This is a genomic window from Caballeronia sp. RCC_10 (genome assembly GCF_041360715.1).
Lineage (GTDB): Bacteria > Pseudomonadota > Gammaproteobacteria > Burkholderiales > Burkholderiaceae > Caballeronia > Caballeronia grimmiae.
In genome coordinates this window covers 16,283-32,058 of record NZ_JBFUPT010000018.1, presented here as the reverse complement: position 1 = coordinate 32,058, position 15,776 = coordinate 16,283, and the positions used below count along the sequence as shown (strand labels likewise).

26 protein-coding genes are annotated in these 15,776 nt (G+C 59.4%); all 26 read right to left on the bottom strand.

Features of this window, described 5'->3' with window-relative positions:
- Window position 1 precedes the first annotated feature (1 nt).
- The gene (secY, locus tag AB6804_RS24340; protein WP_370888637.1) at window positions 2–1,348 is read right to left on the bottom strand and encodes a preprotein translocase subunit SecY; all 1,347 of its coding nucleotides are present in this window, start codon (window positions 1,346–1,348) and stop codon (window positions 2–4) included.
- Between the two features lie 41 nt (window positions 1,349–1,389).
- Window positions 1,390–1,824: a 50S ribosomal protein L15 gene (gene rplO, locus AB6804_RS24335; protein WP_035967616.1), complete on the bottom strand. Its 435-nt coding sequence runs from the start codon at window positions 1,822–1,824 to the stop codon at window positions 1,390–1,392.
- Window positions 1,825–1,855: 31 nt separating this feature from the next.
- Entirely contained in the window at window positions 1,856–2,038 is a 183-nt protein-coding gene (gene rpmD / locus AB6804_RS24330; RefSeq protein WP_035967615.1) for a 50S ribosomal protein L30, read from the bottom strand.
- A 14-nt stretch (window positions 2,039–2,052) separates the two neighbouring features.
- Window positions 2,053–2,571, bottom strand: a complete 519-nt coding sequence (rpsE, locus tag AB6804_RS24325) for a 30S ribosomal protein S5 (RefSeq protein ID WP_244793886.1) — start codon at window positions 2,569–2,571, stop codon at window positions 2,053–2,055.
- 14 nt (window positions 2,572–2,585) lie between these two features.
- Complete coding sequence (gene rplR / locus AB6804_RS24320) at window positions 2,586–2,951, bottom strand: 50S ribosomal protein L18 (protein WP_035967614.1); 366 nt, start codon at window positions 2,949–2,951, stop codon at window positions 2,586–2,588.
- 12 nt (window positions 2,952–2,963) lie between these two features.
- Window positions 2,964–3,497 (bottom strand): 50S ribosomal protein L6, encoded by a 534-nt coding sequence (gene rplF, locus AB6804_RS24315; RefSeq protein ID WP_035967612.1) that lies wholly within the window; start codon window positions 3,495–3,497, stop codon window positions 2,964–2,966.
- Between the two features lie 19 nt (window positions 3,498–3,516).
- Window positions 3,517–3,912 carry a 30S ribosomal protein S8 gene (gene rpsH / locus AB6804_RS24310; RefSeq protein ID WP_035967610.1) on the bottom strand — a complete coding sequence of 132 codons (396 nt, stop codon included), beginning with the start codon at window positions 3,910–3,912 and terminating at the stop codon, window positions 3,517–3,519.
- 14 nt (window positions 3,913–3,926) lie between these two features.
- Window positions 3,927–4,232 carry a 30S ribosomal protein S14 gene (rpsN, locus tag AB6804_RS24305; RefSeq protein WP_035967609.1) on the bottom strand — a complete coding sequence of 102 codons (306 nt, stop codon included), beginning with the start codon at window positions 4,230–4,232 and terminating at the stop codon, window positions 3,927–3,929.
- Between the two features lie 7 nt (window positions 4,233–4,239).
- A complete protein-coding gene (gene rplE, locus AB6804_RS24300) occupies window positions 4,240–4,779 on the bottom strand; it encodes a 50S ribosomal protein L5 (RefSeq protein WP_014192474.1) in 540 nt (179 codons plus the stop codon).
- Between the two features lie 14 nt (window positions 4,780–4,793).
- Window positions 4,794–5,102, bottom strand: a complete 309-nt coding sequence (rplX, locus tag AB6804_RS24295) for a 50S ribosomal protein L24 (protein ID WP_035967607.1) — start codon at window positions 5,100–5,102, stop codon at window positions 4,794–4,796.
- A gap of 9 nt (window positions 5,103–5,111) precedes the next feature.
- The gene (rplN, locus tag AB6804_RS24290; RefSeq protein ID WP_006998478.1) at window positions 5,112–5,480 is read right to left on the bottom strand and encodes a 50S ribosomal protein L14; all 369 of its coding nucleotides are present in this window, start codon (window positions 5,478–5,480) and stop codon (window positions 5,112–5,114) included.
- Window positions 5,481–5,777: 297 nt separating this feature from the next.
- Window positions 5,778–6,050: a 30S ribosomal protein S17 gene (rpsQ, locus tag AB6804_RS24285; protein ID WP_035933074.1), complete on the bottom strand. Its 273-nt coding sequence runs from the start codon at window positions 6,048–6,050 to the stop codon at window positions 5,778–5,780.
- Window positions 6,047–6,241 (bottom strand): 50S ribosomal protein L29, encoded by a 195-nt coding sequence (gene rpmC / locus AB6804_RS24280; protein WP_035967606.1) that lies wholly within the window; start codon window positions 6,239–6,241, stop codon window positions 6,047–6,049. Before rpmC ends, rpsQ begins: the two co-directional genes overlap by 4 nt.
- 10 nt (window positions 6,242–6,251) lie before the next feature.
- Window positions 6,252–6,668, bottom strand: a complete 417-nt coding sequence (rplP, locus tag AB6804_RS24275) for a 50S ribosomal protein L16 (protein WP_035967605.1) — start codon at window positions 6,666–6,668, stop codon at window positions 6,252–6,254.
- Between the two features lie 2 nt (window positions 6,669–6,670).
- The gene (gene rpsC / locus AB6804_RS24270) at window positions 6,671–7,471 is read right to left on the bottom strand and encodes a 30S ribosomal protein S3 (RefSeq protein ID WP_035967604.1); all 801 of its coding nucleotides are present in this window, start codon (window positions 7,469–7,471) and stop codon (window positions 6,671–6,673) included.
- Window positions 7,472–7,482: 11 nt separating this feature from the next.
- Window positions 7,483–7,812 (bottom strand): 50S ribosomal protein L22, encoded by a 330-nt coding sequence (gene rplV / locus AB6804_RS24265; protein WP_007730533.1) that lies wholly within the window; start codon window positions 7,810–7,812, stop codon window positions 7,483–7,485.
- 12 nt (window positions 7,813–7,824) lie between these two features.
- Window positions 7,825–8,100, bottom strand: coding sequence for a 30S ribosomal protein S19 (rpsS, locus tag AB6804_RS24260; protein WP_035967602.1), 276 nt, complete (start codon window positions 8,098–8,100; stop codon window positions 7,825–7,827).
- Between the two features lie 10 nt (window positions 8,101–8,110).
- The gene (rplB, locus tag AB6804_RS24255; RefSeq protein WP_035967600.1) at window positions 8,111–8,938 is read right to left on the bottom strand and encodes a 50S ribosomal protein L2; all 828 of its coding nucleotides are present in this window, start codon (window positions 8,936–8,938) and stop codon (window positions 8,111–8,113) included.
- 2 nt (window positions 8,939–8,940) lie between these two features.
- Window positions 8,941–9,255 (bottom strand): 50S ribosomal protein L23, encoded by a 315-nt coding sequence (rplW, locus tag AB6804_RS24250; protein WP_035967599.1) that lies wholly within the window; start codon window positions 9,253–9,255, stop codon window positions 8,941–8,943.
- On the bottom strand, window positions 9,252–9,872 hold the full coding sequence (rplD, locus tag AB6804_RS24245) for a 50S ribosomal protein L4 (RefSeq protein ID WP_035967598.1): 621 nt from the start codon (window positions 9,870–9,872) through the stop codon (window positions 9,252–9,254). The genes rplW and rplD overlap by 4 nt, the downstream gene beginning before the upstream one ends.
- The gene (gene rplC / locus AB6804_RS24240; protein WP_035967717.1) at window positions 9,872–10,531 is read right to left on the bottom strand and encodes a 50S ribosomal protein L3; all 660 of its coding nucleotides are present in this window, start codon (window positions 10,529–10,531) and stop codon (window positions 9,872–9,874) included. Before rplC ends, rplD begins: the two co-directional genes overlap by 1 nt.
- 196 nt (window positions 10,532–10,727) lie before the next feature.
- A complete protein-coding gene (gene rpsJ / locus AB6804_RS24235; RefSeq protein WP_006998489.1) occupies window positions 10,728–11,039 on the bottom strand; it encodes a 30S ribosomal protein S10 in 312 nt (103 codons plus the stop codon).
- A 137-nt stretch (window positions 11,040–11,176) separates the two neighbouring features.
- Window positions 11,177–12,367: an elongation factor Tu gene (tuf, locus tag AB6804_RS24230; protein WP_061126160.1), complete on the bottom strand. Its 1,191-nt coding sequence runs from the start codon at window positions 12,365–12,367 to the stop codon at window positions 11,177–11,179.
- Window positions 12,368–12,434: 67 nt separating this feature from the next.
- Complete coding sequence (fusA, locus tag AB6804_RS24225; protein WP_035970545.1) at window positions 12,435–14,537, bottom strand: elongation factor G; 2,103 nt, start codon at window positions 14,535–14,537, stop codon at window positions 12,435–12,437.
- Window positions 14,538–14,666: 129 nt separating this feature from the next.
- Entirely contained in the window at window positions 14,667–15,137 is a 471-nt protein-coding gene (gene rpsG / locus AB6804_RS24220; protein WP_006053291.1) for a 30S ribosomal protein S7, read from the bottom strand.
- Window positions 15,138–15,316: 179 nt separating this feature from the next.
- Window positions 15,317–15,697: a 30S ribosomal protein S12 gene (gene rpsL / locus AB6804_RS24215; protein ID WP_006053290.1), complete on the bottom strand. Its 381-nt coding sequence runs from the start codon at window positions 15,695–15,697 to the stop codon at window positions 15,317–15,319.
- Between the last annotated feature and the right edge of the window lie 79 nt (window positions 15,698–15,776).

Sequence of the window (15,776 nt, the reverse complement as noted above, 5' to 3'; positions counted from 1 at the left end):
ATTAACGCATCGGGACGTTGCTGCCCTTGAAGTTTGCCTTCTTGAGCAGCGATTCGTATTGTTGCGACATGACGTACGACTGCACCTGAGCCATGAAGTCCATTGTGACGACGACAATGATCAGCAGCGACGTTCCACCAAAATAAAACGGCACGTTCCAGCGCAACACCAAAAACTCAGGCAACAGGCAGACGAACACAATGTAGATCGCACCGGCCAGCGTCAGACGCGTGAGGATGCGGTCGATATACCGTGCAGTCTGATCGCCCGGACGGATACCCGGAACGAATGCACCGCTCTTCTTCAAGTTGTCGGCGGTTTCTCGGCTGTTGAACACCAGTGCGGTGTAGAAGAAGCAGAAGAAAACAATCGCCAACGCATACAGCAGCACGTACACGGGTTGACCAGGCTTGATGGCCTCGGCCACGCTATGCAACGTGTTTGCGACCCAACCGGTACGCGTACCCGAACTAAACCAGTTCAGGATGGTTGCCGGGAAAAGGATGATCGACGACGCGAAGATCGGCGGAATCACACCCGACATATTCAACTTCAGCGGCAGATGAGACGACTGTCCGCCGTAAATCTTGTTACCGACCTGGCGCTTCGCATAGTTCACGAGGATCTTGCGCTGACCGCGTTCGATGAACACGACCAGATACGTGACCGCCGCGATCAGCACGACGATGATGATCGCCGAGATGATGCTCATCGAACCGGTACGGACAAGCTCGAAGAGCCCGCCGATCGCGTTCGGGAAGCCCGCCGCGATGCCACCGAAGATGATGATCGAGATACCGTTGCCGAGACCGCGCTCCGTGATCTGCTCACCCAGCCACATCAGGAACATCGTGCCCGTTACGAGCGTCACGACCGTGGTCAACCGGAACACCATGCCGGGGTCCAGCACCAGAGCAGGCTGATTTTCCAGCGCTACCGCGATACCAAACGCCTGAAAGGTCGCGAGCACCACGGTGAAGATACGCGTGTACTGCGTAACCTTCCGTTGCCCCGCCTGCCCTTCCTTCTTCAATGCCTCCATTTGCGGCGACACGATCGACAGCAACTGCATGATGATCGAAGCCGAAATGTAGGGCATGATGCCCAGCGCAAAGATCGTGAATCGCGACAGTGCGCCACCCGAGAACATGTTGAACATGCCAAGGATGCCGCCCGACTGGCTTTGGAACAGCTTGGCCAGTTGATCCGGATCGATGCCGGGGACCGGAATGTGCGCACCAATGCGGTAGACGACCAGCGCCAGCAGCAGGAACACTGCACGCCGACGCAGATCGCCAAATTTCGCCGCGCTTCGACCGGGTTTTGCGAGACTCGGGCTGTTAGCCAAGAACCTTCTCCGATGCTAGTGCTAGTAACGGCGAAAGCGCGTTACTCGGCGAACGAGCCGCCAGCGGCTTCGATTGCCTCACGGGCGCCCTTCGTTGCCGTCAGACCCTTCACCGTGACCTTGCGGGTGATCTCGCCGGTCTTGATGATCTTCACGCTCTTGATGAGCTCGCCGACCAGACCCGCTTGCTTCAGCGCCAAGAGATCGATTTCGTCGACCGGCAGCTTCTCCAGATCAGAGAGGCGCACTTCACCGACGAATTCCTTCGTCAGCGACGTGAAGCCACGCTTCGGCAGGCGACGCTGCAGCGGCATCTGACCGCCTTCGAAGCCGACCTTGTGGAAGCCGCCCGAACGCGATTTCTGACCCTTGTGGCCGCGGCCTGCGGTCTTGCCGAGGCCCGAACCGATGCCGCGACCGACGCGACGCTTAGCGTGCTTCGAGCCTTCCGCCGGCTTCAGGTTATTCAATTCCATGTTCAACTCCTTGGATCCGTGGGTCGGCCGCTTAGCCGATGACCTTAACGAGGTACGCGACCTTGTTGATCATCCCGCGCACAGCCGGCGTGTCCTGCAGCTCGCTAACCGAGTTGAGGCGGCGCAGGCCGAGGCCACGCACCGTCGCGCGGTGCGTTTCGCGAGTCCCGATCAGGCTCTTGACGAGCTGAACCTTGACAGTTTTCTCAGACATGATGACCTCGAGGCTTAGCCCAAAATATCTTCGACGGACTTGCCGCGCTTCGCCGCGATGTCGCCCGGCGTCGACTGCTTGCGCAGACCGTCGAGCGTTGCACGAACGAGGTTGTACGGATTCGTCGAGCCGTGGCTCTTTGCCACCACGTTCTGCACGCCCATCACGTCGAACACTGCGCGCATCGGACCGCCGGCGATCACGCCAGTACCATCCTTCGCCGGAGCGAGGAGGACTGCGGAAGCGCCATGCTTGCCGTGCACTTCGTGTTGCAACGTACCGTTCTTGAGCGGCACCTTGAACATGTTGCGGCGGGCTTGTTCCATTGCCTTCTGAACGGCGACCGGAACTTCCTTCGCCTTGCCCTTGCCCATGCCGACGCGGCCATCGCCGTCGCCAACCACGGTCAGTGCGGCGAAACCGAGAATCCGGCCACCCTTCACAACCTTGGTCACGCGGTTGACCGAAATCATCTTTTCGCGCAGGCCGTCGTCGCGTTCGTCAGCCTGAACTTTCGCTTGCATCTTTGCCATGACGAATTCTTCCCTTAGAACTTGAGCCCGGCCTCGCGCGCCGCGTCAGCCAGCGCTTTCACGCGGCCGTGGTAGCGGAAACCCGAGCGGTCAAAGGCGACGGATTCGATGCCGGCAGCCTTGGCCTTTTCGGCAATACGCTTGCCGATCAGGGTTGCAGCGTTGATGTTGCCGCCCTTGCCCGACTTGTCGGCCAGCTCAGCACGCACTTCGGCTTCCAGCGTCGATGCGCTTGCCAGCACCTTCGTGCCACATGCCGAGAACACTTGCGCGTAGATGTGCGTATTCGTGCGATGCACGGCGAGACGCGCGACCTGCAGCTCAGCGATCTTGATACGCGTCTGACGAGCGCGGCGCAGGCGAGATTGAGTCTTATCCATGATTGCGCACCCTTACTTCTTCTTCGTTTCTTTGAGGATCACGACCTCGTCGGAATAGCGCACGCCTTTGCCCTTGTAAGGCTCCGGCGGACGATAGCCGCGCACTTCTGCTGCGACTTGTCCGACTTTCTGCTTGTCGATCCCCTTGATCACGATTTCGGTCTGCGACGGGGTTTCAGCCTTGACGCCTTCCGGCATCTGGTGCACCACCGGGTGCGAGAAACCCAGCGACAGGTTCAGCTTGTCGCCTTGCGCTTGCGCACGATAACCAACGCCAACCAGCGTCAGCTTGCGCTCGAAACCCTTGGTGACGCCTGACACCATGTTCGCCACCAGGGCGCGCATCGTGCCGGACATCGCGTTTGCTTCACGGCTTTCGTTAGCCGGCGCGAAGTTCAGCGTGCCGTTTTCGTTCGCCACGTTCACGAGCGGATTGGCCGCTTGCGAGATCGTGCCGAGCGGACCCTTCACGGTGATGACGTCGCCATTGACGGCCACTTCCGCGCCTTGCGGCAGCGCGATCGGGCTTTTACCTACTCGAGACATGTTTCCTCTCCCTTCGGCGTTAAGCGACGTAGCAGATGACTTCGCCGCCGACGCCGTTCTGGCGCGCCTTGCGGTCGGTCATCACACCCTTCGGCGTCGACACGATTGCAACGCCGAGGCCATTCATGACCTGCGGGATGTCGTTGCGACCGCGGTACACACGCAGACCAGGCTTCGAAACGCGCTCGAGGCGCTCGATAACCGGACGGCCAGCGTAGTACTTCAACGCGATATTCAATTCCGTCTTCGCACCTTCAGCTTTCACTGCGAAGTCGTCGATATAACCTTCGTCCTTCAAAACCTGCGCAATCGCAACCTTGACTTTCGACGAGGGCATAGTCACCGAAACTTTCTCGACCATCTGCGCATTGCGGATGCGAGTCAGCATATCGGCGATAGGATCACTCATGCTCATTTATGTTTCTCCTATTACCAGCTCGCCTTGGTGAGGCCAGGGATTTCGCCGCGGAACGCGATTTCACGAATCTTGTTACGCGCGAGTCCGAACTTGCGGAACGTGCCACGCGGACGGCCCGTGATCGCGCAGCGGTTACGCTTGCGAGTCGGGTTCGAGTTACGCGGCAGTTGTTGCAGCGACAGGCGGGCGAGGTAACGCTCTTCGTCCGACTTGCTTGCGTCGTCGATCACAGCCTTCAGTTCAGCACGCTTCGGAGCGTACTTAGCAGCCAGGCGCGCACGCTTCTTTTCACGTTCGATCAGTGCCAGTTTAGCCACGGTAACCTCAGTTTCTGAACGGGAACTTGAAGCCGGCGAGCAATGCCTTTGCTTCTTCGTCGGTCTTCGCAGTCGTCGTGATGCTGATGTTCAGCCCACGCAGCGCGTCGATCTTGTCGTAGTCGATTTCGGGGAAAATGATCTGCTCTTTCACACCGATGTTGTAGTTACCACGGCCGTCGAACGCCTTGCCCGACACGCCACGGAAGTCGCGCACACGGGGGAGCGCAACCGTCACGAAACGGTCCAGGAATTCGTACATGGCATTGCCACGCAGGGTAACCATCGTGCCAATCGGGTAGCCTTCGCGGATTTTGAAACCAGCGATTGCCTTACGCGACTTGGTGATAACCGGCTTTTGGCCGGCGATCTTCGTGAGGTCGCCAACGGCGTGCTCAAGGACCTTCTTGTCAGCGACGGCTTCGCCAAGACCCATGTTCAGGGTGATCTTGGTGAGGCGCGGCACTTCCATGACCGACTTGTAACCGAACTTTTCAACCAGTTGCGGCACAACCTTTTCTTTATAAATCTCTTGCAGACGAGCCATTTTTTAACTCCGCGTCAGGCGTTCAACGTGGCGCCGGTCGACTTCAAGAAGCGAACCTTCTTGCCGTCTTCGACCTTGATGCCAACGCGTGATGCCTTGCCGTTCGCGTCGACCAATGCGACGTTCGAAATATGCAGCGGCATCGTTTTGGCTTCCACGCCGCCCGTCGTACCCTTCATCGGGTTCGGCTTCACGTGCTTCTTGACGAGGTTGATGCCCTCGACCGTCACACGGTCTTCCGCAACGACCAGCACGGTGCCGCGCTTGCCCTTGTCCTTGCCGGTGATGACGATGACTTCGTCACCTTTGCGAATCTTGTTCATCGCGACTCCTTACAGCACTTCCGGCGCGAGCGAAACGATCTTCATGAATCGTTCGCTACGCAGTTCACGCGTGACCGGCCCGAAGATACGCGTGCCGATCGGCTCGAGCTTCGTATTCAAAAGAACGGCGGCATTGCCGTCGAACTTGATCAGCGAGCCATCCTGGCGGCGCACGCCCTTGGCCGTGCGAACGACCACGGCGTTATAAATTTCGCCCTTCTTCACGCGTCCGCGCGGCGTCGCTTCCTTGACGGTCACCTTGATGATGTCGCCAATGCTAGCGTAACGACGCTTCGAGCCGCCGAGCACCTTGATGCACATGACTTCACGTGCACCCGTGTTGTCGGCCACTTCAAGCCGAGTTTCGGTCTGGATCATGGTTTATCTTTCCCAACTTAATCCGGTCGCACCACCATGGCACATCCGGTCAGTCTTGGTCCCGTCAGCCAATCGGCTGCTTGGGTTAGAACAGGCAGCGAGGGCAGACGAAACCCGCCATCGCAATCCGGTGAATCTGTCGATACAGGCTGGCGCCTGAACCGGCTTCCCCCACCAGTTTCGCCCGCGACGGGGCTCCCACAAAGAGGGAAGACCGAGATTATAACAAATAATCCCGGTCTTGCAAGCGAAACTTACTGCGACACTAACGACTTACTGCGTCGCCGTACTTCTACTTCAGATCACGCGAGCCGCTTCCAGCAACTTCGACACAACCCAGGCTTTCGTCTTCGAGATCGGACGGGTTTCCTGGATTTCGACGAGGTCGCCTTCGTTGTACGTGTTCGCGTCATCATGCGCGTGATACTTCTTCGAGCGCACGACGTACTTGCCGTAGATCGGATGCTTCACGCGGTGCTCGACCAGCACGGTAACCGTCTTGTCCATCTTGTTGCTGACGACCTTGCCGACCAGCGTCCGCTTGAGCGAGGTTTTTACGCTATCGTTCATTTCTGGTTCGCCTTTTCAGTCAGGACAGTCCGCACACGTGCGATGTCGCGACGAACCTTCTTCAGCTGGCTCGTGTTAGTGAGCTGCTGGGTCGCGAGTTGCATGCGCAGGCCGAATTGCGCCTTCAGCAGGTCCGACAGCTCTTGATTGAGCGCGGCCTGGTCCTTCTGGTGAAGTTCAGATGCCTTCATCGTTTACTCCTTAGGCGCCGAGCTGGCGAATCACGAAGTTCGTCTTGAGCGGCAGCTTGGCTGCAGCCAGACGGAACGCTTCGCGTGCCAGTTCTTCGGAGACACCGTCCATTTCGTACAGCATCTTGCCCGGTTGAATTTCCGCGACGTAGTACTCAGGGTTACCCTTACCGTTACCCATACGCACTTCGGCCGGCTTTTGCGAAATCGGCTTGTCCGGGAAAATGCGGATCCAGATCCGGCCGCCACGCTTGATGTGACGCGTCATGGCACGACGCGCCGCTTCGATCTGACGCGCGGTCAAACGGCCGCGACCGATAGCCTTCAGACCGTACTCACCGAACGACACCGCGTTGCCGCGCGTCGCCTTGCCGGTGTTACGACCCTTCTGCTCTTTGCGATACTTTCTGCGTTTCGGTTGCAGCATCGTTATTCTCCACTCTTCGCGTCACCGCCGGCGCCACCACGACGGGGGCCGCCGCGGCGTGCACCAGCCGGCGCACCTTCACCGTCACGGCGCGGACGGCGATCGCCACCCGGACGTGCGTTGCGACGCGGACGCTTCTCTTCCGCGACTTCTTCCACCACCGGCGCTTCGTTACGGCCGAGGGTGTCGCCCTTGTAGACCCACACCTTCACGCCGATGATGCCGTACGTGGTCTTCGCTTCCGACGTCGCGTAGTCGATATCGGCGCGCAGCGTATGGAGGGGCACGCGGCCTTCGCGATACCACTCGGTACGTGCAATTTCGATACCGTTCAGACGGCCCGCGCTCATGATCTTGATGCCTTGGGCGCCAAGACGCATCGCGTTTTGCATCGCACGCTTCATCGCGCGGCGGAACATGATCCGGCGCTCGAGCTGCTGCGTGATGGAATCGGCGATCAGCTGAGCATCGGTTTCCGGCTTGCGGATTTCTTCGATGTTGACGTGAACCGGAACGCCCATGCGCTTTTGCAGCTCGGCCTTCAGCAGTTCGATGTCTTCGCCCTTCTTGCCGATCACGACACCCGGACGCGAGCTGAAAATCGTGATGCGTGCGTTCTTTGCAGGACGCTCGATCACCACGCGGCCGACGGACGCGTTCTTCAGCTTCTTCTTCAGGTATTCACGAACACCGATGTCTTCCTGCAACATCGCCGCGAAATTGTTGTTGTTCGCGTACCAGCGCGACGCCCAATTGCGGCTGACGGCCAAACGGAAGCCAGTCGGATGAATTTTCTGTCCCATCGTATGGCTCCTTAATTCCCGACCGTCACAGTGATGTGACAGGATTGCTTCTCGATGCGGTTACCACGACCCTTTGCGCGCGCGGTAAAACGCTTCAGCGAAGCGGCCTTGTCGACGTAGATGCTCGTGATCTTGAGCTCGTCGATGTCGGCGCCTTCGTTGTGTTCCGCATTCGCGATCGCAGACAGCACGACCTTCTTGACGATACCCGCCGCCTTCTTCGGCGAGAACGTCAGGACGTTCAGCGCCTTGTCGACCGGCAAACCACGAATCTGGTCAGCCACAAGGCGCGTTTTCTGCGCCGAGATGCGGGCACCGCGATGAATTGCTTTCACTTCCATCTTGATAGCCCCTTATTTCTTGGCCTTCTTGTCGGCCGCGTGACCCTTGAACGTACGGGTCAGTGCGAACTCGCCAAGCTTGTGGCCGACCATGTTTTCCGTCACATACACCGGAACATGCTGACGGCCGTTGTGAACGGCGATCGTCAGACCGATGAAGTCCGGCAGAATCGTCGAACGACGCGACCAGGTCTTGATTGGTTTCTTGTCACGCGTAGATGCGGCCGACTCAACTTTCTTCAGCAAATGAGCGTCGCAGAACGGACCTTTTTTAGCAGAACGTGTCATTGCCTACTCCTTAACGCTTGTGACGGCGCTGGACGATCATCGTCGTCGTGCGCTTGTTGCTGCGGGTGCGATAACCCTTCGTCGGCGTGCCCCACGGGCTTACCGGATCGCGACCTGCTGCCGTCTTACCTTCACCACCGCCGTGCGGGTGATCGACCGGGTTCATTGCAACGCCGCGCACCGTCGGGCGGATACCGCGCCAGCGGTTCGCGCCTGCCTTACCGATTTGACGGAGGCTGTGCTCTTCGTTGCCAACTTCACCAATCGTCGCGCGGCACTCGACGTGCACGCGGCGGATTTCGCCCGAACGCAGACGAACCTGCGCGTAGACGCCTTCGCGAGCCAACAGCATGGCCGACGTACCAGCCGAACGCGCGATCTGCGCGCCCTTGCCCGGCAACATTTCGATGCAGTGGATCGTCGTACCGACCGGGATATTGCGGATCGGCAGGGTGTTACCCGCGCGAATCGGCGCTTCCGAGCCGGACATCAGTTGCGTGCCAACCGTCACGCCCTTCGGCGCGATGATGTAGCGGCGCTCGCCGTCTGCGTACAGAACCAGCGCGATGTTCGCGCTACGGTTCGGGTCGTACTCGAGACGTTCGACCTTCGCCGCGATGCCGTCCTTGTTGCGACGGAAATCGACGATACGGTAGTGTTGCTTATGCCCACCGCCCTGGTGACGCGTGGTGATGCGGCCGTTGTTGTTACGGCCCGCCGACTTGGATTGCGAGTCGAGCAGCGCTGCGTGCGGCTTGCCCTTATGCAGATCCTTGTTGACGATCTTGACCATCGCGCGGCGACCCGGCGAGGTCGGCTTAACTTTCACGATTGCCATGGTTACTTGGCCTCCGCTTCAAAGTTGATTTCCTGGCCGGGCTTCAGGCAGACGTATGCCTTCTTCACGTCCTTGCGCTTGCCGTTGAAACGGCCGAAGCGCTTGGCTTTGCCTTTCGTGACGAGCACGTTGACGGAATTGACTTCGACCTTGAACAGCAGCTCGACAGCAGCCTTGACTTCCTGCTTCGTGGCGTCCGGCGCGACTTCGAACACGACTTGTTCGTTCTTGTCGGCAACCAGCGTCGCCTTTTCGGAGATCACCGGCGCGAGCAGAACTTGCATCAAACGATGATCGTTTTTGCGAACTTCGCTCATGACAGCAACTCCTCGATCTGAGCGACCGCAGCCTTCGTGATCAGAATCTTCTTGAAGTAGATCAGCGAGAGCGGGTCGGCGTAACGCGGCTCGACAACCGCCACGTGGGCCAGGTTGCGCGACGCGAGGTACAGGTTTTCGTCAACCGTATCGGTAATGACCAACACGGAGTCGAGACCCATCGCCTTGAATTTTTCGGCCAACAGCTTGGTCTTCGGCGCTTCGAGCGCGAGATCCTCGACCACCGAGATGCGGCCTTCGCGAGCCAACTGCGAGAAGATCGAGCAGAGACCTGCGCGATGCATCTTCTTGTTGACCTTGTGCGAGAAGTTTTCTTCCGGCGAGTTCGGGAAAATGCGACCACCGCCACGCCACAACGGGCTCGACGACATACCGGCACGAGCGCGGCCCGTACCCTTCTGACGCCACGGCTTCTTGGTGGTGTGCTTGACCTGCTCACGGTCCTTCTGAGCGCGGTTGCCGCTGCGTGCGTTGGCTTGATAAGCCACCACGACCTGGTGAATCAGGGCTTCGTTGTAATCGCGACCGAACACGACGTCCGATGCGGTCACGCCAGCGCCTTCCTGACCATTGGCATTCAGGAGCTTAAGTTCCATTATTTCGCTCCTTTCACAGCACGCGTCTTGACAGCCGGGGTCACGAAGACCTTGCCGCCCTTCGCACCCGGAACAGCACCGCGGACGAGCAGCAGATTGCGCTCAGCGTCGATGCGGGCGATTTCGAGATTTTGCACCGTGACGGTTTCGTCACCGAGGTGACCCGTCATGCGCTTGCCGGGGAACACACGACCCGGATCCTGCGCCATACCGATCGAACCCGGAACGTTGTGCGAACGCGAGTTACCGTGCGTTGCGCGGCCCGAGGCGAAGTTGTAGCGCTTGATGGTACCGGCGTAGCCCTTACCAATCGACGTGCCTTGCACGTCAACCTTCTGGCCGACTTCGAAAATGTCCGTACCGACAACGGCGCCGTTCGACAGTTCACCTGCCTTGGCTGCGTCGATATGGAATTCCTTGAGGATTTCACCGGCTTGAACGCCGGCTTTGGCGAGGTGACCCGCCAGCGGCTTCGTCACGCGCGATGCGCGGCGAGTACCGAATGCAACCTGAACGGCGGCATAGCCATCCGTTTCAACGGTCTTGATCTGCGTCACGCGGTTGTCCGACACGTCCAGCACGGTGACGGGGATCGAATCCCCTTCAGGCGTGAAGATACGGGTCATGCCAACCTTGCGACCTACGAGTCCAAGGCTCATCGTTTTCTCCATTCCCGACTGCGATTGGTCGGGGCTGATTACAAAATGCCCGCCGCGCTTACGAACTTGCGCCCGAAACCCGACAGACTTTTTTGCGCAAATGCGCGAAAAGCCTTGGAGTATAACAAGGCTTTTCGTTTTCTGCAAGCAATCAAAGACTTAGCTCCGTCCGGCGTGCCGGCGAAGCTTTGTAGGCTTACTGCAGCTTGATTTCGACGTCCACACCGGCCGGCAGATCGAGCTTCATCAGCGCGTCGACCGTCTTGTCGGTCGGATCGACGATGTCCATCAGGCGCTGGTGCGTACGGATTTCGAGCTGGTCGCGCGACGTCTTGTTGACGTGCGGCGAACGCAGGATGTCAAAACGCTGAATACGCGTCGGCAGCGGCACCGGGCCACGGACGATCGCGCCAGTCCGCTTCGCCGTATCGACGATCTCGGCTGCCGATTGATCGATCAGGCGGTAGTCGAAAGCCTTCAGACGAATGCGGATTTTCTGGTTCTGCATGACAATTCCTTAGAAAGAGCGAGGCGGTGTTGCGCCGCCGATTTGGCAAAGAGCGAGGGACCGGGCATTCGCTGAGGGCGAACACCCGGCCCCGGTCACATTACTTCTGTACTACGACTTCGAGTAAGACCGAGATTTTACTCGATAATCTTAGCAACGACACCTGCGCCGACGGTACGGCCGCCTTCACGGATAGCGAAGCGCAGACCTTCTTCCATGGCGATCGGGGCGATCAGCTTGACCGTGATCGACACGTTGTCGCCCGGCATCACCATTTCCTTGTCCTTCGGCAGCTCGATCGAGCCCGTCACGTCCGTCGTACGGAAGTAGAACTGCGGACGGTAGTTGTTGAAGAACGGCGTGTGGCGGCCGCCTTCGTCCTTGCTCAGCACGTACACTTCAGCGGTGAAGTGCGTGTGCGGCGTGATCGAACCCGGCTTGGCCAGAACCTGGCCGCGCTCCACGTCTTCACGCTTCGTGCCGCGCAGCAGGATACCGACGTTGTCGCCCGCCTGACCTTGGTCGAGCAGCTTGCGGAACATTTCCACGCCCGTGCAGGTCGTCTTCACCGTCGTCTTGATACCGACGATTTCAATTTCCTCGCCAACCTTCACCACACCGCGCTCGATACGACCCGTCACCACCGTGCCGCGACCCGAGATCGAGAACACGTCTTCCACCGGCATCAGGAACGAGCCGTCAACTGCGCGTTCCGGCGTCGGGATGTACGTGTCCAGCGCGTCGGCCAGGCTCATGATCGCCACTTCGCCCAGCTCGCCCGTGTCGCCTTCCAGCGCGAGCTTTGCCGAACCCTTGATGATCGGAGTGTCGTCGCCCGGGAAGTCGTACTTCGACAGAAGTTCGCGCACTTCCATTTCGACCAGCTCGAGCAGTTCGGCGTCGTCGACCATGTCGCACTTGTTCAGGAACACGATGATGTACGGCACGCCGACCTGACGCGCCAGCAGGATGTGCTCACGCGTTTGCGGCATCGGGCCGTCAGCGGCCGAGCACACCAGGATTGCGCCGTCCATCTGCGCCGCGCCCGTGATCATGTTCTTCACGTAGTCGGCGTGGCCCGGGCAGTCGACGTGTGCGTAGTGGCGGTTAGCCGTTTCGTACTCGACGTGCGCGGTGTTGATCGTGATACCACGTGCCTTTTCTTCCGGCGCTGCATCGATCTGGTCGTACGCCTTTGCTTCGCCGCCGAACTTCTTGGTCAGCACCGTCGTGATCGCTGCCGTCAGCGTGGTCTTGCCGTGGTCAACGTGACCGATCGTGCCCACGTTCACGTGCGGCTTGGTCCGCTCGAATTTACCTTTTGCCATGATTACCTTCGTTCAAAGATTGTTTATCGGTTAGAGCTTGTGGCTTGCGCCGAACGACTCTGGGGTATTACTTACCCTTGGCGTTGATGATCGCGTCGGCGACGTTACGCGGAGCTTCAGCATAGTGCTTGAATTCCATCGTGTACGTTGCACGGCCTTGCGTCAGCGAACGCAGCGAGGTCGAATAGCCGAACATTTCGGACAGCGGCACTTCGGCGCGCACGATCTTGCCGCCGCCAACCATGTCTTCCATGCCCTGGACGATACCGCGACGGCCGGACAAATCGCCCATCACGTTGCCCATGTAGTCTTCCGGCGTTTCGACTTCCACGGCCATCATCGGTTCGAGGATGACCGGGCTTGCCTTGCGCATTGCTTCCTTGAAGGCCATCGAGCCGGCCATGCGGAACGCGTTTTCGTTCGAGTCGACGTCGTGGTACGAACCGAACGTCAGGTGAACCTTCACGTCCACAACCGGGAAGCCAGCCAGCACGCCCGACTTCAGCGTTTCCTGGATACCCTTGTCCACGGCCGGGATGTATTCGCGCGGAATCACGCCGCCCTTGATCTCGTCCAGGAACTCGTAGCCCTTGCCCTGCTCGTTCGGCTCCAGCGTGATGACCGCGTGACCGTACTGGCCGCGACCACCCGACTGCTTGACGAACTTGCCGTCGACATCGGCGGCCGTCGTGCGAATGGTTTCGCGGTAGGCAACCTGCGGCTTGCCGACAGTTGCTTCCACGTTGAATTCGCGCTTCATCCGGTCGACCAGAATTTCGAGGTGGAGCTCGCCCATGCCCGAAATGATGGTCTGGCCCGATTCTTCGTCCGTTTGAACGCGGAACGACGGGTCTTCCTGCGCGAGACGGTTCAGCGCCAGGCCCATCTTTTCCTGGTCAGCCTTCGTCTTCGGCTCAACTGCCTGCGAAATCACCGGTTCCGGGAAAATCATGCGTTCCAGAACGATCGGGCTTGCCGGATCGCACAGCGTGTCGCCGGTCGTCGCTTCCTTCAGGCCGACGGCCGCGGCGATATCGCCTGCGCGCACTTCCTTGATTTCTTCGCGCTGATTCGCGTGCATCTGCAGAATACGGCCCAGACGTTCCTTCTTGTCCTTGGTCGCGTTCAGGATGGTGTCGCCCGAATTCACGACGCCCGAGTACACGCGGAAGAAGATCAATTGACCAACGAACGGGTCGGTCATGATCTTGAACGCCAGCGCCGAGAACTTCTCGTCGTCGGCTGCGCGACGCTCGCCCCGCTCGCCGCTTTCCAGTTCGCCCGTCACCGGGGGAATGTCGATCGGCGACGGCAGGAAGTCGATGACCGCGTCGAGCATGCGCTGCACGCCCTTGTTCTTGAACGCGGTGCCGCACAGCATCGGCTGAATTTCGCACGCGATGGTCCGGTCGCGGATCGCCTTGACGATTTCCGCTTCGCTCAGCTCTTCGCCGCCGAGGTACTTTTCCATCAGCTCTTCGCTGGCTTCAGCAGCCGACTCGATCATCTTCTCGCGCCACTCGTTGCACGAGTCAACGAGTTCAGCCGGGATGTCGACGTAGTCGAACTTCGTGCCTTGCGACGCTTCGTCCCAAATGATCGCTTTCATCTTCAGCAGATCGACGACGCCCTTGAAGTTCTCTTCCGAGCCGATCGGCACCACGACGGGAACCGGGTTCGCCTTCAGGCGGGTCTTCAGTTGGTCGTAGACCTTGAAGAAGTTCGCGCCGGTACGGTCCATCTTGTTGACGAACGCGAGACGGGGAACCTTGTACTTGTTCGCCTGACGCCACACGGTTTCCGACTGCGGCTGCACGCCGCCCACTGCGCAGTAGACCATGCACGCGCCGTCCAGGACGCGCATCGAGCGCTCCACTTCGATCGTGAAGTCGACGTGCCCCGGGGTGTCGATGATGTTGATGCGGTGCTCGGGATAGTTGCCGCCCATGCCCTTCCAGAAGGCCGTGGTAGCAGCCGACGTGATGGTGATGCCGCGCTCCTGCTCCTGCTCCATCCAGTCCATCGTTGCTGCGCCGTCGTGAACTTCACCGATTTTGTGGTTCACGCCCGTGTAGAACAGGATGCGCTCGGTCGTCGTCGTCTTGCCGGCGTCGATGTGAGCGCTAATACCGATGTTGCGGTAGCGCTCGATAGGTGTCTTGCGAGCCACTTTGGATCCTTTATTCGGTCGACGCGCCGGATCATTGCTTATGAGCCGGCAGCGCCCTAACACAAACGGGCGAGGCGCCTGGAACAGCGCACCCGCCCTTATTTTTCCGTTTGCTCTACGAGCGGGAGCTTAGAAACGGAAATGCGAGAATGCCTTGTTGGCCTCAGCCATGCGGTGAACTTCGTCGCGCTTCTTCATCGCGCCGCCGCGGCCTTCAGCCGCTTCGGAGAGCTCACCTGCCAGGCGCAGGGCCATCGACTTTTCGCTGCGCTTCTTCGCGGCTTCACGCAACCAACGCATCGCCAATGCCATACGACGCGAGGGACGCACTTCGACCGGAACTTGATAGTTCGCACCACCAACGCGGCGGCTCTTCACTTCGACCACCGGCTTCACGTTGTTGAGCGCGACCGTGAACACTTCCAGCGGGTCCTTGCCACCCTTGGTCTGGATCTGCTCAAAAGCGCCGTACACGATACGCTCGGCAACCGACTTCTTGCCGGACAGCATCAGCACGTTCATGAACTTGGCTACATCTACGTTGCCGAACTTCGGATCCGGCAACACTTCCCGCTTGGGGACTTCGCGACGACGCGGCATGATTCTTCCTTTACTTTTTCAGTTGGAGCGTTGTTCGCTCCGCGGCCACCAACTAACCCGATCCATCTCTCGACTAAACCAGCTTGGCCGGGTGACCACTTACTCGATAGCACCGGCACTTCCGGCACCACCGCCTTTACCGCCTTGCGGCGACCTCATACGACTGCAACGGCTGGCTATTACTTGCCAGCCTTGGCACGCTTCGCACCGTACTTCGAGCGAGCTTGCTTACGATCCTTGACGCCCTGGGTATCCAGCGAGCCGCGAACCATGTGGTAACGCACACCCGGCAAGTCCTTCACACGGCCGCCGCGAATCAGCACGACCGAGTGTTCCTGCAGGTTGTGGCCTTCACCGCCGATGTACGAAATGACTTCGAAGCCATTCGTGAGGCGAACCTTTGCAACTTTACGAAGTGCCGAGTTCGGCTTCTTCGGCGTCGTCGTGTACACGCGGGTGCACACGCCGCGACGCTGCGGGCAGTCCTGCAGGGCCGGCGACTTGCTCTTCGTCGTTTCCGACGTGCGGCCTTTGCGAACCAGTTGATTGATGGTTGGCATTGTCTAATCCTAAAAATGAACAAAATCGGCGCGATTCCGAACGGGCAAAGCGTGAGGAACCGCGCGTCTGACTCTCTCG

Coding starts and splice junctions, on each gene's coding strand:
- rplB (WP_035967600.1), bottom strand. CDS start 8,938: ATGGCAATCGTGAAAGTTAAGCCGACCTCGCCGGGTCGCCGCGCGATG.
- rplX (WP_035967607.1), bottom strand. CDS start 5,102: ATGAACAAGATTCGCAAAGGTGACGAAGTCATCGTCATCACCGGCAAG.
- rpsG (WP_006053291.1), bottom strand. CDS start 15,137: ATGCCGCGTCGTCGCGAAGTCCCCAAGCGGGAAGTGTTGCCGGATCCG.
- rpsL (WP_006053290.1), bottom strand. CDS start 15,697: ATGCCAACCATCAATCAACTGGTTCGCAAAGGCCGCACGTCGGAAACG.
- rplF (WP_035967612.1), bottom strand. CDS start 3,497: ATGTCTCGAGTAGGTAAAAGCCCGATCGCGCTGCCGCAAGGCGCGGAA.
- rpsC (WP_035967604.1), bottom strand. CDS start 7,471: ATGGGACAGAAAATTCATCCGACTGGCTTCCGTTTGGCCGTCAGCCGC.
- rplN (WP_006998478.1), bottom strand. CDS start 5,480: ATGATCCAGACCGAAACTCGGCTTGAAGTGGCCGACAACACGGGTGCA.
- rplP (WP_035967605.1), bottom strand. CDS start 6,668: ATGCTGCAACCGAAACGCAGAAAGTATCGCAAAGAGCAGAAGGGTCGT.
- rplR (WP_035967614.1), bottom strand. CDS start 2,951: ATGGATAAGACTCAATCTCGCCTGCGCCGCGCTCGTCAGACGCGTATC.
- rplD (WP_035967598.1), bottom strand. CDS start 9,872: ATGGAACTTAAGCTCCTGAATGCCAATGGTCAGGAAGGCGCTGGCGTG.
- rpmC (WP_035967606.1), bottom strand. CDS start 6,241: ATGAAGGCATCTGAACTTCACCAGAAGGACCAGGCCGCGCTCAATCAA.
- rpsH (WP_035967610.1), bottom strand. CDS start 3,912: ATGAGCATGAGTGATCCTATCGCCGATATGCTGACTCGCATCCGCAAT.
- tuf (WP_061126160.1), bottom strand. CDS start 12,367: ATGGCAAAAGGTAAATTCGAGCGGACCAAGCCGCACGTGAACGTGGGC.
- rplW (WP_035967599.1), bottom strand. CDS start 9,255: ATGAGCGAAGTTCGCAAAAACGATCATCGTTTGATGCAAGTTCTGCTC.
- rplC (WP_035967717.1), bottom strand. CDS start 10,531: ATGAGCCTTGGACTCGTAGGTCGCAAGGTTGGCATGACCCGTATCTTC.
- rpsJ (WP_006998489.1), bottom strand. CDS start 11,039: ATGCAGAACCAGAAAATCCGCATTCGTCTGAAGGCTTTCGACTACCGC.
- rpsQ (WP_035933074.1), bottom strand. CDS start 6,050: ATGAACGATAGCGTAAAAACCTCGCTCAAGCGGACGCTGGTCGGCAAG.
- rpsS (WP_035967602.1), bottom strand. CDS start 8,100: ATGACACGTTCTGCTAAAAAAGGTCCGTTCTGCGACGCTCATTTGCTG.
- rplO (WP_035967616.1), bottom strand. CDS start 1,824: ATGGAATTGAATAACCTGAAGCCGGCGGAAGGCTCGAAGCACGCTAAG.
- rplV (WP_007730533.1), bottom strand. CDS start 7,812: ATGGAAGTGAAAGCAATTCATCGCGGTGCCCGCATCTCGGCGCAGAAA.
- rpsE (WP_244793886.1), bottom strand. CDS start 2,571: ATGGCAAAGATGCAAGCGAAAGTTCAGGCTGACGAACGCGACGACGGC.
- rpmD (WP_035967615.1), bottom strand. CDS start 2,038: ATGTCTGAGAAAACTGTCAAGGTTCAGCTCGTCAAGAGCCTGATCGGG.
- rplE (WP_014192474.1), bottom strand. CDS start 4,779: ATGGCTCGTCTGCAAGAGATTTATAAAGAAAAGGTTGTGCCGCAACTG.